The following is a 14311-nucleotide window of genomic DNA, read 5'->3' as shown; positions in this document are numbered from 1 at the left end:
GAGCCGCGCTCGTGCCTGCCTAGTGTGTAGCCGTTGTCCATGAAAACCCCGCTGTGGTTCCCGCAAAGCTTTTTCGCCCGCACCCTGTGGCTGGTGCTCATCGTCGTCCTGTTCTCCAAGGCGCTCACCCTGGTCTATCTGCTGATGAACGAGGATGTGCTGGTTGATCGCCAGTACAGCCACGGCGTCGCCCTGACCCTGCGTGCCTACTGGGCGGCGGACGAGTCGGACCGGGAAAAGGTCGCCGAGGCCGCCGGGTTGATCCGGGTGACCGGCAACGGCGTACCCGAGGGCGAGCAGCACTGGCCTTACAGCGAGATCTACCAGCGCCAGATGCAGGCCGAGCTGGGCGCCGATACCGAAGTCCGGTTGCGCGTGCATTCGCCGCCGGCGTTGTGGGTGAGGGCGCCGAGCCTTGGCGACGACTGGCTGAAAGTCCCGCTCTACCCACATCCGTTGCGCGGCCAGAAAATCTGGAACGTGCTTGGCTGGTTTCTCGCCATCGGCCTGCTTTCCACGGCCTCGGCCTGGATCTTCGTACGTCAGTTGAACCAGCCGCTCAAGCGCCTGGTGTTCGCCGCGCGGCAACTTGGCCAGGGCCGCAGTGTGCGTTTGCCGGTCAGCGATACGCCCAGCGAGATGACCGAGGTCTATCGCGCCTTCAACCAGATGGCCGAGGACGTCGAGCAGGCCGGGCGCGAGCGTGAACTGATGCTCGCCGGGGTTTCCCATGACTTGCGCACGCCGCTGACCCGGCTAAGGCTGTCGCTGTCGCTGATGGCCAACGACAGCGACCTGACCGACGACATGGTCCGCGACATTGAAGACATGGATGCGATCCTCGACCAGTTCCTCGCCTTCATTCGCGACGGTCGGGACGAGCCGGTGGAGGAGGTGGACCTGAGCGATCTGGTCCGCGAGGTGGTCGCGCCATTCAACCAGCCTGAGGAGCAGGTGCGCCTGTGCCTTGAGCCGATCCCGCCGTTTCCGCTGCGCCGGGTATCGATGAAGCGTCTGTTGAACAACCTGATCGGCAACGCCCTGCACCATGCAGGGCAGGGCGTCGAAGTGGCGGCCTACGTTTCCGGCGACACCAGCGCGCCTTACGTCGTGCTGAGCGTGCTGGACCGCGGGGCCGGGATTGATCCCGGCGAACTGGAAGCCATCTTCAACCCTTTCATTCGCGGTGACCGCGCCCGTAGCGGCAAGGGCACCGGCCTGGGCCTGGCGATCGTCAAGCGGATCGCCGCCCAGCACGGCGGCAACGTCGAGTTGCGCAACCGCTCCGGCGGCGGCATCGAAGCCCGAGTGCGGTTGCCGTTGGGGCTTCTGCTGCCTCGGGACGCTGTTTAACCCTTTCCTTTGGTGCGGGTCAGATTTGGCCCGCCGTTCTTTTCCAGATGCTCGATGATCATCCCGGCAACGTCCTTGCCGGTGGTGACCTCGATGCCTTCCAGGCCCGGTGAGGAATTCACCTCCATCACCAGCGGGCCGTGATTGGAGCGCAGGATATCCACACCGGCGACGCTCAGGCCCATGACCTTGGCGGCGCGGATCGCGGTCATGCGCTCTTCGGGGGTGACCTTGATCAGGCTGGCGGTGCCGCCGCGGTGCAGGTTGGAGCGGAACTCGCCCGGCTTGGCCTGACGCTTCATCGAGGCGATGACCTTGTCGCCGACCACGAAGCAGCGGATATCGGCGCCGCCGGCTTCCTTGATGTATTCCTGGACCATGATGTTCTGCTTCAGGCCCATGAACGCTTCGATCACCGACTCGGCGGCCTTGGTGGTTTCGCACAGCACCACGCCGATGCCCTGGGTGCCTTCGAGCACCTTGATCACCAGCGGGGCGCCATTGACCATCTGGATCAGGTCGGGGATGTCGTCCGGGGAGTGGGCGAAGCCGGTGACCGGCAGGCCGATGCCGCGGCGCGACAGCAACTGCAGCGAGCGCAGTTTGTCCCGGGAGCGGGCGATGGCGACGGATTCGTTGAGCGGGAACACGCCCATCATTTCAAACTGACGCAGCACGGCGCAGCCATAGAACGTTACCGAGGCACCGATGCGCGGGATCACCGCGTCGAAGCCTTCCAGCGGCTTGCCGCGATAGTGGATCTGCGGCTTGTGGCTGGCGATGTTCATGTAGGCGCGCAAGGTGTCGACCACAACCATTTCATGGCCCCGTTGCGTGCCGGCTTCGACCAGGCGACGGGTGGAATACAGACGCGGGTTCCGCGACAGCACAGCGATCTTCATGCAACACCTGTGGAAGGGGTAATGGTGGCCGGGAACACCGGCTTGTCCTGAACGTATTTGACGCCTGGGTTGACCACCAACTGGCCATGCACCAGTGCCTTGGAGCCGAGCAACAGGCGGTAACGCATGGCCTTGCGACAGGCCAGGGTGAATTCGACTTCCCAGACCCGGTCACCGAGCGCCAGCGGCGTGCGGATCACGTAGCGGACCTGGGCCTGGCCGTTGGAACTCTTGATGGTCTTCATCGTGACCAGTGGCGCTTCACAGCGGCGGTGGCGCAACTGCACGACCGAACCCAGATGAGCGTTGAAACGCACCCATTGCTCGCCGTCACGCATGAACGGTTCGACCTCGGTGGCATGCAGGCTGGAGGTGCTGGCGCCGGTGTCGATCTTGGCGCGCAGGCCGGCCAGGCCGAGGTCTGGCAGGGCCACCCACTCGCGCAAACCGATAACGCTCAAATGATCAAATGTCTTCACGATGCACAACCCGGAAAAAGTCGGTGAACTGTAAGCAGGCTGCGGACTTTTTGCATCCGCCAGTTACGGTAGTACAGTTCCATGACCGCTATGAATCGGAGCAGTGCAATGGCACAACAACCGGAAGACGACAAGGTTCGTCTGGACAAGTGGCTCTGGGCCGCTCGTTTCTACAAAACCCGCGCCCTGGCCAAGGCCGCGATCGAAGGCGGCAAGGTGCACTGTCGCGGCGAACGCTGCAAGCCTGGCAAGGAGCCACGTGTCGGTGAGGAATTCGTGCTGCGCACCGGCTTTGACGAGCGCACCATAGTGGTCAAGGCGCTCTCTGTGGTTCGCCGTGGGGCGCCCGAAGCACAGGCGCTGTATGCCGAGACCGAAGAAAGCATCGCCCGCCGCGAAAAGGCCGCCGATTTGCGCAAGGCCGGTGCCTTGGGTGTCACCACCGATGGGCGACCGACCAAGAAGCAGCGCCGGCAGATTCATCAATTCCACGATTCGGTGGGCTGAGCGGCCATTCGTCGCACGGGGACTGGTCAGCGGGTAGCCGATGGCACCAGAGTAATGGGCAGAACCCCCGGTCCTTGGATCGGGGAGCGAAATGGCCATAAACTAACGGTCTTTCGTGACAAAACCGATCACGCCTGCGCGGTGTGGCGGTACCGGCGCCCAACTGGCCCCTTGTCCTTTTCCCTCTTCAAAGAAAGCCTTTAGCCATGCTCGATATTGCGGATACCGATTTCACCCAACGCTTCCTCTTTGACGACCGCGACGTGCGCGGCGAACTGGTTTCGCTCGAGCACAGCTACGCCGAAGTGTTGGCCAAACACGCCTACCCTCAGCCGGTCGCGCAACTGCTCGGTGAACTGATGGCCGCTGCGGCGCTGCTGGTCGGCACGCTGAAATTCGACGGCCTGCTGATTCTCCAGGCGCGCTCCGAAGGCCCGGTCTCGCTGCTGATGGTCGAATGCTCCAGCGAGCGTGAGCTGCGCGGCATCGCCCACTACGACAGCGCCGCGATCAGCGACGATGCCGGCCTGCACGACCTGATGCCCAACGGCATGCTCGCGCTCACCGTCGACCCGCGTCGTGGCCAGCGTTACCAGGGCATTGTCGATCTGGACGGTGCCGATCTGTCGGAGTGCTTCACCAATTACTTCGTCAAGTCCGAGCAGCTCGGCACGCGCTTCTGGCTCAGCGCCGATGGTCACCGCGCGGGCGGCCTGCTGTTGCAGCAACTGCCGGTCGCGAGCCAGCCGGACGCCGATGACCGCGCCGAAAGCTGGGCGCACGTCACCATGATGGCGGGCACCTTGAGCCGCGAAGAGCAATTGGGCCTGGACAACGAGACCCTCTTGCATCGCCTCTACCACGAAGACGCCGTGCGCCTGTTCGATGTCCAGCCGCTGAGCTTCCGTTGCAGTTGCTCGCGTGAGCGCTCCGGCAGTGCACTGACCAGCCTCGGGCTGGAAGATGCGCGGGCGCTGGTGGTCGAGCACGGCGGTCACATCGAGATCGATTGCCAGTTCTGCAACGAGCGCTATCGCTTCGATGTTGCGGATGTTGAGCAATTGTTTGGTGGCGGTGGCGTGGACGCGCCGTCAGATACTCGTCACTGAAACGTTTCTGCTCAGGGAAATCTCCTGTCGAATCCGCCGAAGGCGCAGTTCTGACAGGAGGGCTCTACTTTTTTTGGGCGTTTCTGGCATAATCCGGCCACTTTTTTCGCTGTAGTAGCTTGTAAGAATCTACTACAAATCGTTTGGAGCACTCGGCCGCAGGCCGGATGGGGAATCTCATGACGCAAGCCAATAACGCCGTGTACACCGATCTGAGTGTCGACGAGCTGGTACAAGAAGCGCTGCAACGCGGTGAAGGCGAACTGGCCGATACTGGCGCGCTGGTCGTGAAAACCGGTCACCGCACTGGTCGTTCGCCAGTTGACCGTTTCATCGTCGAAGAGCCGAGCACCCAGGACGCAATCGCCTGGGGCCCGATCAACCGCAAGTTCCCCGCCGACAAGTTCGATGCCCTGTGGGCTCGCGTCGAGGCGTTCAACAACGCCCAGGAGCACTTCGTTTCCCACGTTCACGTAGGCGCTGCCGAGGATCACTACCTCGCCGTCAAGATGACCACCCAGACTGCCTGGCAGAACCTGTTCGGTCGTTGCCTGTTCATCAACCCGGCCCAGTACAACCCTGCTGGCCGGCAAGAGTGGCAGGTCCTGAACGTCGCCAACTTCGAATGCGTTCCAGAGCGTGACGGCACCAACTCCGATGGTTGCGTCATCCTCAACTTCGCTCAGAAAAAAGTCCTGATCGCTGGCATGCGCTATGCCGGTGAGATGAAGAAAGCCATGTTCTCGGTGCAGAACTTCCTGCTGCCGGCCGCTGACGTGCTGCCAATGCACTGCGCTGCCAACATCGGTGAAGAAGGCGACGTGACCCTGTTCTTCGGTCTGTCGGGCACTGGCAAGACCACCCTGTCGGCTGACGAAAGCCGTTACCTGATCGGTGACGACGAGCACGGTTGGGGCGAAGGCGTTGTCTTCAACATCGAAGGCGGCTGCTACGCCAAGTGCATCGACTTGTCCGAGAAGAACGAGCCGGTCATCTGGAAAGCCATCAAGCACGGAGCAGTCCTGGAGAACGTCGTCCTGGACGATGCCAAGCACGCTGACTACGCCGATGGCAGCCTGACCCAGAACAGCCGCGCCGCGTACCCGCTGGAGCACGTCGAGAAGCGTTCCGAGCAGAACCTGGGCGGCGAGCCTAATGCGGTCATCTTCCTGACCTGCGACCTGACCGGCGTACTGCCACCCGTGTCGATCCTGAACAACGAGCAGGCTGCGTATCACTTCCTGTCCGGCTACACCGCGCTGGTCGGTTCCACCGAAATGGGTTCGGGCGGCGGCATCAAGTCGACCTTCTCCACCTGCTTCGGCGCACCGTTCTTCCCGCGTCCGGCTGGCGAATACGCCGAGCTGCTGATCAAGCGCATCAAGGGCTTCGGCTCCAAGGTCTACCTGGTCAACACCGGTTGGACTGGTGGTGGCTACGGCGTCGGCAAGCGTTTCAGCATCCCGACCACCCGTGCGGTGATCGCGGCCATCCAGAGCGGTGCTCTGATCGGCGCTGAAACCGAACACCTGGGCATCATCAACCTGGACGTGCCGAAGTCGGTTCCAGGCGTTGATACCGAGCTGCTGAACCCGCGTACCACCTGGGCTGACCAGGCTGCCTACGACGAAGCGGCGAAAGGCTTGGCCAATCTGTTCATCGAGAACTTCAAGAAATTCGAAGTTTCCGATGCCATCAAGGCGGCTGGTCCGCAACTGTAAGTTGCTGCTGACCGCAGACTGAAAAAAAGCCCCGGCTCGTGAGAGTCGGGGCTTTTTTTATGGAAAATCTTGTCGGGGCGCCGAACCGTCGCGATGCGCCGCGTGGGCGGCGCTCGATCTCAAGGGCGCTAAACACCTGTCGGCTAGTACAGGGTGGCCATCACCGGATCCTGGCCCCCGTAAACAACCTTTTCTATTGGCCATCAGCGACACAATCCTTCAGCATCGGCACTTCACTCCATGGAGAGCACCCGTGTCCGATCCGTTGCAGATTGAACATTTCCCCCACGCTGAATTCATCTCCACCCGCTGGCAGGACGCGGACATCAACGGTCAGATCGCCAGCGCCGCGGTCTACAGCTTTTTCGACACCGTGATCCAGTCGTACCTCGTCACCCACGGTGAAATCGATCCGCAGGAAGGCGAGGTGGTGGCATTCGTGGTGAGTTCCTCCTGCGATTTCTACGCCTCGGCGGGCTTCACCGATCTGTTGCAGGTGGGCATCCGGGCCGAGCGTATCGCCGGCAGCACGGTGGAGTTCGAGGTGGCCCTGTTCGACTACGCCGGCAAGCAGCTCTATGCCCTTGGCCGGGTGGTGCAGGTGTTCATCGAGCGCGCCACAGGCACGCCTGCGACCTTTCCCGACACTCTGAAGATGGCGCTGCTCTCGCTGAACTAAAGGCCGTCGGGCTCAGTCGTTGAGCCGGATAATCCCTTCACGTACGGCAAACAACACCAGCCCCGGCACGTCGTGAATCTGCAGCCGGTGCATGATTTGCGAACGATGCGCTTCGACGGTCTTCACGCTCAGGCCCAGGCCGTCGGCGATGGAGCGGGTCGATTCGCCACGGGCGATCAGCCGCAGGATCTCCAGTTGCCGCGCGGTGAGCTGCATCGCCGTGCTGACCTGGGGGCGGCGGCGGTTCTGTTTTACCGCCTGACCGATCACCAGCGGTAGCACCGCCGAGGACAGGTACTGCCCGCCGCCACGCAGTGACTGCAGAGCCAGCTCCAGCTCCTGCACCGTCGCGCTTTTCAGCAGGAACCCGTGGGCGCCCTGTTGCAGGCAGTGCATGACGAATTCCAGTTCCGAACGCGACGACAACATCAGCACCGTGCAGGCCGGCACGCGCAGGTACAGCTCGCGCAGCAACTCCTCGCCGGTCAGCGTGCCGAGGGCGATATCCAGCAGGATGATGTCGGGCTTGAGCTGTTCGGACAGCTCGAGGGTGGTAACCGCGTCGCCTGCTTCTCCGACCACAGCGTATTCTTGTTTTTGTTCGAGCAACGCTCGCAGGCCTGCGCGGAACAGGGGCGAGTCGTCGGCAATCAGTAAACGGCAAAGCATAGGTTTGAGCCCGTGTCGCGTAGGGTTGGACGTTGATGTGGAACGAATCGTCGCTGCGCTGTGTTGCTCCCTTGCGGTGAATGCCTGCGTGTCGTGCACCGCTCAGCGGCGGCGCGAAAAAGGCGGCTGTGGGGGTGGTCTGATCTGGAAATGCTCAGCCATTGCGAACGCTGGCGCTGAACTGGTTGATCAGCGTCGGCAGGCGATCCAGCGGCTCGATGGTCTGGGCCGCGCCGAGGCGAATGGCTTCCTTGGGCATGCCGAACACCACGCAACTGGCCTCGTCCTGGGCCACGGTGTGGGCACCCTGTTCGCGCATGGCCAGCAGGCCACGGGCTCCGTCGTCACCCATGCCGGTCATGATGATGCCCAGGGCATTGCTGCCGGCATGGCGAGCGGCGGAACGGAACAGGACATCGACCGAGGGCTTGTGCCGGTTGACGGCGGGGCCGTCGAGCACTTCGACCAGGTAGTGCGCACCGCTGCGCTTGAGCTGCATGTGCAGGCCTCCGGGTGCCAGCAATGCCAGCCCGGAGTGAACGCGATCCAGGTGCCTGGCCTCGCGTACTTCGATCTGGCAAAGCCCGTTGAGGCGGCGCGCGAAATCGGCGGTGAACTTCTCCGGCATGTGTTGAACGATCACCAGGCCCGGACAATCGCGCGGCAATTGCCGCAAGAGGAATTCCAGCGCCTGGGTGCCGCCGGTCGAGCAGCCAAGTGTAACGATTCGATCAGTGGTTTGGCGCAGCGCGGGGCTGGGCGGCAGGTCTTTTTTTTCCAGCGGCGGCAGCGTGTGCCGGGCGACCGGCCGGGTCTTCGCCGCGTCCTCGATGCAGCGCACCAGGGTGCCGGCAAGATTCTCCAGGCTCTGGCGCAAACCCAGCTTCGCCTTGGTGAACACGCCCACCGCACCCGCCGCCAGCGCCTCCAGGTTGAGGTCGGTGCCGGCTTCGGTGAGGGTCGAGCAAATGATGGTGGGCGTCGGTCGCTCGGCCATGATCTGGCGCAGGAAGGTCAGGCCGTCCATGCGCGGCATTTCCACGTCCAGCACCAGCACGTCGGGCCAGTCGCGGCGCATCTTGTTGATCGCGTAGATCGGGTCGGCGGCCATGCCGATCACCTGGATGCCGGGATGATTGCCGAGGAACTGGCTGAGCACCTGGCGGACCAGCGCCGAGTCATCGACGATGAATACGCGAATCGGTCTATCACGCTCGATCATAGGCGTTCGAACACCGAAGGCCTGACCGGACGCAGCGGCAGGTCGAAGCCGTGGATGCTTTCGGCGTGGCCGATGAACAGCAGGCCACCCGGGCGCAGTTTGTCGCTGAGGCTGCGAACGATGCGCTGCTTCTGCGCGGTGTCGAAATAGATCAGCAGGTTGCGCAGGAAGATCACGTCGAACTGGCCGATCGATTCCGGCAGCGGCTGCACCACGTTGATCTCGCGCAGTTGCACCTTGGCCCGCAGCCACCCTTGCACGCGCATGCGGCCCTCCATGTCCTCCACGCCGCAGAGGCAGTGGCGGTGCAACCAGCCGTCAGGAAAGTAGCGCGCCTGGGCCATGTCGTAGATGCCCTGTTCGGCGAGGCCGAGCATGCTCAGGCTGAGGTCACTGGCGAGGATCGACCACTCGTTGCCGCGGGTATGTTCGGCGGCGGTCATGGCCAGGCTGTAAGGCTCCTCGCCCGACGAGCAAGCGGCGCTCCACAGGCGCAGCGGACCACCGCGCCCCTTGAGCCACTGGCCGAGGAATTCGAAGTGGGCGAACTCGCGGAAGAAGTAGGTCTCGTTGGTGGTCAGCAGATCGACCACCAGGCGCCGCTCTCTGGCGTATTGCGGGTGCGTCAGGCGGTTCAGGTAGTCGTCGTAGCTGTCGAGGTCGAAGTGGCGCAGGCGCTTCAACAGGCGCCCGGCCACCAGTGAGCGTTTGTTGCTGGACAGGTGGATGCCCGATGCGTCCTGCATCAATTGCTGCAACTGGCGGAAGTTCTGCTCGCCGAGTACCGGCAGCGAAGGCATGGCGGACATGTCAGTGGACCTTCGATGCCTGGCTGAGGTGACGGATGTCATCCAGCGACAGCACTTGCAGCATGTTCAGGATGATCAGGAACTCCTGGGCGTGCTGCGCCATGCCGGCGATGAAGTCCGAGCGGATCGCGGTGCCGAAGGCCGGTGGCGGCATGATCTGCCGCGGGTCGATCTCCAGCACTTCGTCCACCTCGTCCACCACCAGGCCGATGCGTTGCAGGCCGGCGTCCAGCGCCAGTTCGATGATCACGATGCAGGTGCGGTTGCCGGGATCGGTCAGGCTCAGGCCGAAACGCGCAGCCAGGTCCAGCACCGGCACCACGTTGCCGCGCAGGTTGATCACGCCGTGGATGTAGCTCGGCATCATCGGTACGCGGGTGACTTCGGCGTACTCGATGATTTCCCGCACCAGATCGATGGGCAGCGCGTAGCCGGCCTCGCGCACGCGAAAGCTCAGGTGCTGGATGGCGTCGGCTTGCGCTTCGATTCGTTGTGGCTGGTTCATGGGCACCTCGCTCAAGTGAAGCTGACGAACTGGCCTTCATCGATCAGGGCCTTGGGGCCGGAGCGCACCGGTGCTGGCAGGCTGTCGCCGGCCCGCGTGGCGCGCAGCGGTGCACTGCCTTGTTCGAAGCGGAAATAACCGATCAGTTCCTGCAACTGGCTGGCCTGGGCGTTCATTTCCTCGGCGGTGGCTGCCAGTTCCTCGGAGGCCGAGGCGTTCTGCTGGGTGATCTGGTTCATCTGGCCCATAGCGATGTTGATCTGCCCGGCGGCGCTGCTCTGCTCCTGCGACGCGGCAGTGATTTCCTGGACCAGGTCAGAGGTGCGCTGGATATTCGGCACGATTTCGCCCAGCAGTTGCCCGGCCTGTTCGGCCAGTCGCACGCTGCTGGAGGCCACTTGTCCGATTTCCTGCGCGGCCACCTGGCTGCGCTCGGCGAGCTTGCGCACCTCGGCGGCGACCACCGCGAAGCCCTTGCCGTGATCGCCGGCGCGGGCGGCTTCGATGGCGGCGTTGAGGGCGAGCAGGTTGGTCTGGTAGGCGATGTCGTCGATGATGCCGATCTTGTCCGCGATCTGTTTCATCGCCAGCACGGTGTCGCCCACCGCGCCGCCGCCTTGCACCGCGTCATTGGCGGCCTTGCCGGCGATGCCGTCGGTGATCTTGGCGCTTTCGGTGTTCTGCGCGATGGAGGCGGACATTTCTTCCACCGAGGCGCTGGTCTGTTCGACGCTGGCGGCCTGTTCGTTGGCCGCCTGGCTGAGGGACTGGGACGTCGAACTGACCTGCTCGGAGGCCGACGACAGCGCGTCGGCGGAGCTGCGCACATCGCCGAGGATGCTGCGCAGGCGCTCGGTCATGTTCTGCATCGCGCCGAGCAGGCGGCCGGTTTCATCCTTGCGGTCGATCTGCAGGTCCTGGCTGAGGTCGCCGGCCGCCATGCGGTCGGCAGCCTGTACCGCGCCGAGCAGCGGACGGGTGATGCTGCGGGTGACCAGCACGCCGACCAGCATGCCGAGCAGGGTGGCGACCGCCACCAGGATGATCATCTGGGTGCGCGAGTTTTCGGCGATCTCGCTGATCGCCGCATTGGCTTCGCCGGCGCGCGCCTGCTTGGCGGTGCTGGCGTCGCCGAGCAGGCGATCGACTTCGTTGGCCGCTTCGGTGTTGCCTGGCATCAGCGCCAGGGTCTCGGTCATCGGCTGCAGGGCGCCGGATTGTTGGTGGACCGTCAGCACCTGATTGGCGGCCGCGATGTATTTCTGCAGTGGGGCTTCGATGGCCTCGACCTGGATCTGGCCTTCGCGGGTCAGGAAGTACTGCCGCGAACGGGTCAGCAGGTCGCGGGTCTTGTCCATCGCTTCACGGGCGACGCGGGCCGCCTCGTCACGCTCTTCGACCGTGGCCGACATCAGGCTGCGGCGCACCGCGCGGTTGGCCATGAGCAACTGGATATTGGCCTCCTGCAAGGTCGTCAGGCCCACCACATCGACGTCGTACATGCGGTCGGACAGGTCGTTGACCTGGCTCAGGTTGCGGATGCCGATGAAGCCGATGATCGCCGTCAGCGCGACCACCAGCAGAAAGCCCAGGGTCAGGCGCACACCTATTTTCATGTTGCTGATCATTTGCATGGTGACTCTCCAAAGGGGCTGAGCATGCTCGGTGACGTGGCGAGGCGCGGTTCGCTCTCGGCGCGTTGCTGCAAGTGGCGGAACAGGCTGGGAATATCGAGGATCAGCGCGACCTGGCCGGAGCCGAGGATGGTCGAGCCGCTGATGCCGGACAGGTGCTGGAACATCTGCCCCAGGGGTTTGATCACGGTCTGCAATTCGCCCAGCAACTGCTCGACGATCAGCCCGGCCTGCTGCCGGCCCTGGCTGACCACGACGATGTTGCGGCGCACGCGCGGATCACCGCGCAAGCCGAAGTGCCGGCCAAGATCGACGCTGGGCAGCGGCTTGCCCCGCAGGTTGAGGTGGCCGCTGGCATCGAGGGCGTCTGTGCGCTCTTCCATGCACTCGGTGACCATGTCCAGCGGGATGACGAAGTGGTCGCCGCCGACGCTGACCAGAAAGCCGTCGATGATCGCCAGGGTCAGTGGCAGGCGGATACGGAAGGTGCAGCCCTGGCCGGGCTGCGACTCGATCTCGATGATCCCGCGCAACTCGTCGATGGCGCTGCGCACCACGTCCATGCCGACCCCGCGACCGGACAGGTTGGACACCGCATCGGCCGTGGAAAAGCCCGGCTCGAAGATCAGCAGATGAATGTCCTGATCGCTCAGTTGCGCGTCGGCATCGAGCATGCCGCGGGCGATGGCTTTCTCGCGGATGCGCTCGGTGTTCAGGCCGCGACCGTCATCGCTGACTTCCAGCACGATCATTCCCGAGTCGTGAAAGGCGTTCAGGCGCAGGCTGCCCTGTTCCGGCTTGCCGGCGGCGCGGCGCTCGCTGGAAGGTTCGATGCCGTGGTCGATGGCGTTGCGCACCAAGTGCACCAGCGGGTCGGCGATGCGGTCGATGAGGGTCTTGTCCAGTTCGGTTTCGCTGCCGGACAGGGTGAGCTGGATCTTCTTGTTCAGCGCCTGGCTGACATCGCGGACCACGCGGTGGAAGCGGTTGAAGGTTTCGCCGATTTCCACCATGCGCAGTTTCAGCGCCAGTTCGCGAATCTGCTCGACGTGCTGCTGCACCGCCTGGACGCTCTCGATGCAGGCGGTGGAGCCGCTGCGCAGCGATTGCATCTGCGCCCCGGCGGTGCTGATGACCAACTCGCCGACCAGGTTGATCAACTCGTCGAGCTTGTGCGCGGCGACCTTGACCAGGCTGCTGCCGTTGCCGTTGCGCGGCTCGCTGCTGGCGGCCGGCGCAACCGTCGGTTCCGGCGCTTGCGGGGCGGGCGCTAACGTTTGCGTCGGGGTGACAACAGGGTCCGCTGCGGGGCTGTCGGCGTCCTCCTGGACTTGCAGGCGCAAGGTGCAGAAGTCTGCGGCCAGGGCAAAGACATCTTCCAGTTCCTCGCGGCTTGCGGCGCTGATCAGGGTCAGTTCGAAGCCGAGGTAGCAGGCTTCGGCGTCCAGCGCGTGGAGGTCCGGCACGGCCCAGGCGAGGGTTTGCAGTGAGGTGACCTTGCCCAGCCGGTCCAGGTAACGCAGGAAGCTGCTTGGCTCGAAACCGTTGCGCAGCAGCTCGTTGTCGAAGCGGATCGACAGGAACCACTCGTTGATCTCGCCCGCAGCCTCGGCCGTGTGGCTAGCGATTGCTTCGCCGGTTTCCGACGCGACACCGCCGAGCGCCAGCAACAGTTGCGCCTGGCGCGGCGTGTGCGGGGCGAGGGTGGCGCTGTGCGGGTCGATGCTTTCGACCATGCCGTTGAGCTCGTCCATGCACTCGAGCATCAGCGAAACCAGCGCCGGGTTTAGGCTGCGCTGGCCGTCGCGCACGCCCATTAGCTGGTTTTCCAGTTGGTGGGCCAGCGACACCAGCGGATCAAGTGAAAAAATCCCCGCCGAGCCCTTGAGGGTGTGCACGGCGCGGAACAGCGCGTTGATCGCCTCGGCGTCATCGCTGGTCTGTTCCAGACGCAGCAGGTTGTCCTCGGCTTCCTTGAGCAGGTCGCGGGCTTCTTCGAGAAAGCCTTCGAGCAGTTGGCTCCATTGATCGCTATCGAACATCGCTCACTCCTTGCTCGCCGGGTACAGGGCTTCGAGGCGCAACAACTGCACCAGCGCGAGGGCCCGCTCGGACAGCGCGGTGACCTGCGCGCCCTCGGTCAGGGTCTTTTGCAAGGCCAGCAGCACCTGGACGCCGGCGCTGTCGAGGTCGTCCAGGCCGCTCAGGTCGAGGGTCCAGGGGCCGGGGTCGTCGGGCAGCAGGGCGAGCAGTGCCTGTTGCGTCTCGCTCGCTTCGTAGATCGTCAGGTCACCCTGCATGCTCAGCCGTGCGGGTTCCCGGTCGCTGGCCGGATGCAGCGTGAGGGCGGCCATCAGCCGATCAGCTTTTCGACGGCCGCCAGCAGTTGCTGCGGCTGGAACGGCTTGACGATCCAGGCCTTGGCGCCTGCGGCCTGGCCCTCGGCTTTCTTGGCCTGCTCGCTTTCGGTGGTGAGCATCATGATCGGCGTGAAGCGGTATTCAGGCTTGGCCTTGACCGCCTTGACCAGCCCGATGCCGTCGAGGTTGGGCATGTTCACGTCGCTGATGATCAGGTTGATCTTTTGCCCGTTCAGCTTGCTCAGGGCGTCGCGCCCGTCGCTTGCTTCGATGATCTGGTGACCGGTGCCGTTGAGGCTGATCTTTACCAGTTGGCGCATTGAGGCGGAGTCATCGACGATCAGGATGGTCTTGGCCATGTC

At 63.9% G+C, this 14311-nt stretch carries 15 protein-coding genes and 1 pseudogene; 5 read left to right on the top strand and 11 right to left on the bottom strand.

Features of this window, described 5'->3' with window-relative positions:
* The first annotated feature begins 39 nt into the window (after window positions 1-39).
* Window positions 40-1353 carry an ATP-binding protein gene (locus NTD88_RS07650; protein WP_095159474.1) on the top strand — a complete coding sequence of 438 codons (1314 nt, stop codon included), beginning with the start codon at window positions 40-42 and terminating at the stop codon, window positions 1351-1353.
* Here NTD88_RS07650 and rimK read toward each other — a convergent pair.
* Together rimK and NTD88_RS07640 are read right to left on the bottom strand one after the other, a co-directional pair.
* Window positions 1350-2255, bottom strand: a complete 906-nt coding sequence (gene rimK / locus NTD88_RS07645; protein WP_095159475.1) for a 30S ribosomal protein S6--L-glutamate ligase — start codon at window positions 2253-2255, stop codon at window positions 1350-1352. The genes NTD88_RS07650 and rimK overlap by 4 nt on opposite strands.
* Window positions 2252-2734: an ATP-dependent zinc protease gene (locus NTD88_RS07640; RefSeq protein ID WP_175652931.1), complete on the bottom strand. Its 483-nt coding sequence runs from the start codon at window positions 2732-2734 to the stop codon at window positions 2252-2254. The genes rimK and NTD88_RS07640 overlap by 4 nt, the downstream gene beginning before the upstream one ends.
* A gap of 108 nt (window positions 2735-2842) precedes the next feature.
* Between NTD88_RS07640 and NTD88_RS07635 the strand changes: the two genes are divergently transcribed.
* The 4 genes from NTD88_RS07635 (at window position 2843) to NTD88_RS07620 (ending at window position 6750) form a co-directional block, all read left to right on the top strand.
* Window positions 2843-3241, top strand: coding sequence for an RNA-binding S4 domain-containing protein (locus tag NTD88_RS07635; protein WP_095159476.1), 399 nt, complete (start codon window positions 2843-2845; stop codon window positions 3239-3241).
* Window positions 3242-3447: 206 nt separating this feature from the next.
* Window positions 3448-4350, top strand: coding sequence for an Hsp33 family molecular chaperone HslO (hslO, locus tag NTD88_RS07630; protein WP_262153877.1), 903 nt, complete (start codon window positions 3448-3450; stop codon window positions 4348-4350).
* 179 nt (window positions 4351-4529) lie between these two features.
* A complete protein-coding gene (locus NTD88_RS07625) occupies window positions 4530-6071 on the top strand; it encodes a phosphoenolpyruvate carboxykinase (protein WP_262153876.1) in 1542 nt (513 codons plus the stop codon).
* Between the two features lie 253 nt (window positions 6072-6324).
* Window positions 6325-6750 (top strand): acyl-CoA thioesterase, encoded by a 426-nt coding sequence (locus NTD88_RS07620; RefSeq protein ID WP_095159479.1) that lies wholly within the window; start codon window positions 6325-6327, stop codon window positions 6748-6750.
* Between the two features lie 12 nt (window positions 6751-6762).
* Here NTD88_RS07620 and NTD88_RS07615 read toward each other — a convergent pair whose 3' ends face one another.
* The 9 genes and pseudogenes from NTD88_RS07615 to NTD88_RS07580 all read right to left on the bottom strand — a co-directional run bounded on the left by NTD88_RS07615 (window position 6763) and on the right by NTD88_RS07580 (window position 14308).
* Entirely contained in the window at window positions 6763-7419 is a 657-nt protein-coding gene (locus tag NTD88_RS07615; protein ID WP_095159480.1) for a response regulator, read from the bottom strand.
* A 154-nt stretch (window positions 7420-7573) separates the two neighbouring features.
* Window positions 7574-8641 (bottom strand): chemotaxis response regulator protein-glutamate methylesterase, encoded by a 1068-nt coding sequence (locus NTD88_RS07610; RefSeq protein ID WP_095159481.1) that lies wholly within the window; start codon window positions 8639-8641, stop codon window positions 7574-7576.
* Window positions 8638-9450 (bottom strand): CheR family methyltransferase, encoded by an 813-nt coding sequence (locus NTD88_RS07605; RefSeq protein ID WP_095159482.1) that lies wholly within the window; start codon window positions 9448-9450, stop codon window positions 8638-8640. The genes NTD88_RS07610 and NTD88_RS07605 overlap by 4 nt, the downstream gene beginning before the upstream one ends.
* 1 nt (window position 9451) lies before the next feature.
* Window positions 9452-9955 carry a chemotaxis protein CheW gene (locus NTD88_RS07600; RefSeq protein ID WP_262153875.1) on the bottom strand — a complete coding sequence of 168 codons (504 nt, stop codon included), beginning with the start codon at window positions 9953-9955 and terminating at the stop codon, window positions 9452-9454.
* 11 nt (window positions 9956-9966) lie between these two features.
* Entirely contained in the window at window positions 9967-11037 is a 1071-nt protein-coding gene (locus NTD88_RS07595; protein WP_410017069.1) for a methyl-accepting chemotaxis protein, read from the bottom strand.
* 12 nt (window positions 11038-11049) lie between these two features.
* Window positions 11050-11571: pseudogene (locus tag NTD88_RS29145) on the bottom strand (MCP four helix bundle domain-containing protein); the annotation flags it as partial.
* 8 nt (window positions 11572-11579) lie between these two features.
* Window positions 11580-13631 (bottom strand): chemotaxis protein CheA, encoded by a 2052-nt coding sequence (locus NTD88_RS07590; RefSeq protein WP_095159485.1) that lies wholly within the window; start codon window positions 13629-13631, stop codon window positions 11580-11582.
* A 3-nt stretch (window positions 13632-13634) separates the two neighbouring features.
* Window positions 13635-13943, bottom strand: coding sequence for an STAS domain-containing protein (locus tag NTD88_RS07585; RefSeq protein WP_262153874.1), 309 nt, complete (start codon window positions 13941-13943; stop codon window positions 13635-13637).
* Window positions 13943-14308 (bottom strand): response regulator, encoded by a 366-nt coding sequence (locus NTD88_RS07580; protein WP_095159487.1) that lies wholly within the window; start codon window positions 14306-14308, stop codon window positions 13943-13945. Before NTD88_RS07580 ends, NTD88_RS07585 begins: the two co-directional genes overlap by 1 nt.
* Window positions 14309-14311 lie beyond the last annotated feature (3 nt).

This window comes from Pseudomonas sp. 20P_3.2_Bac5 (assembly GCF_025466035.1).
Classification (GTDB): domain Bacteria; phylum Pseudomonadota; class Gammaproteobacteria; order Pseudomonadales; family Pseudomonadaceae; genus Aquipseudomonas.
Note: the sequence above shows the minus strand (reverse complement) of the source record. Positions and strands in the feature narration are given on the sequence as shown.

Excerpts from the sequence above, each read along its gene's own strand:
- NTD88_RS07650 (WP_095159474.1), top strand. The coding sequence starts at position 40 with ATGAAAACCCCGCTGTGGTTCCCGCAAAGCTTTTTCGCCCGCACCCTG.
- rimK (WP_095159475.1), bottom strand. The coding sequence starts at position 2,255 with ATGAAGATCGCTGTGCTGTCGCGGAACCCGCGTCTGTATTCCACCCGT.
- NTD88_RS07635 (WP_095159476.1), top strand. The coding sequence starts at position 2,843 with ATGGCACAACAACCGGAAGACGACAAGGTTCGTCTGGACAAGTGGCTC.
- hslO (WP_262153877.1), top strand. The coding sequence starts at position 3,448 with ATGCTCGATATTGCGGATACCGATTTCACCCAACGCTTCCTCTTTGAC.
- NTD88_RS07625 (WP_262153876.1), top strand. The coding sequence starts at position 4,530 with ATGACGCAAGCCAATAACGCCGTGTACACCGATCTGAGTGTCGACGAG.
- NTD88_RS07615 (WP_095159480.1), bottom strand. The coding sequence starts at position 7,419 with ATGCTTTGCCGTTTACTGATTGCCGACGACTCGCCCCTGTTCCGCGCA.
- NTD88_RS07610 (WP_095159481.1), bottom strand. The coding sequence starts at position 8,641 with ATGATCGAGCGTGATAGACCGATTCGCGTATTCATCGTCGATGACTCG.
- NTD88_RS07605 (WP_095159482.1), bottom strand. The coding sequence starts at position 9,450 with ATGTCCGCCATGCCTTCGCTGCCGGTACTCGGCGAGCAGAACTTCCGC.
- NTD88_RS07600 (WP_262153875.1), bottom strand. The coding sequence starts at position 9,955 with ATGAACCAGCCACAACGAATCGAAGCGCAAGCCGACGCCATCCAGCAC.
- NTD88_RS07590 (WP_095159485.1), bottom strand. The coding sequence starts at position 13,631 with ATGTTCGATAGCGATCAATGGAGCCAACTGCTCGAAGGCTTTCTCGAA.
- NTD88_RS07585 (WP_262153874.1), bottom strand. The coding sequence starts at position 13,943 with ATGGCCGCCCTCACGCTGCATCCGGCCAGCGACCGGGAACCCGCACGG.
- NTD88_RS07580 (WP_095159487.1), bottom strand. The coding sequence starts at position 14,308 with ATGGCCAAGACCATCCTGATCGTCGATGACTCCGCCTCAATGCGCCAA.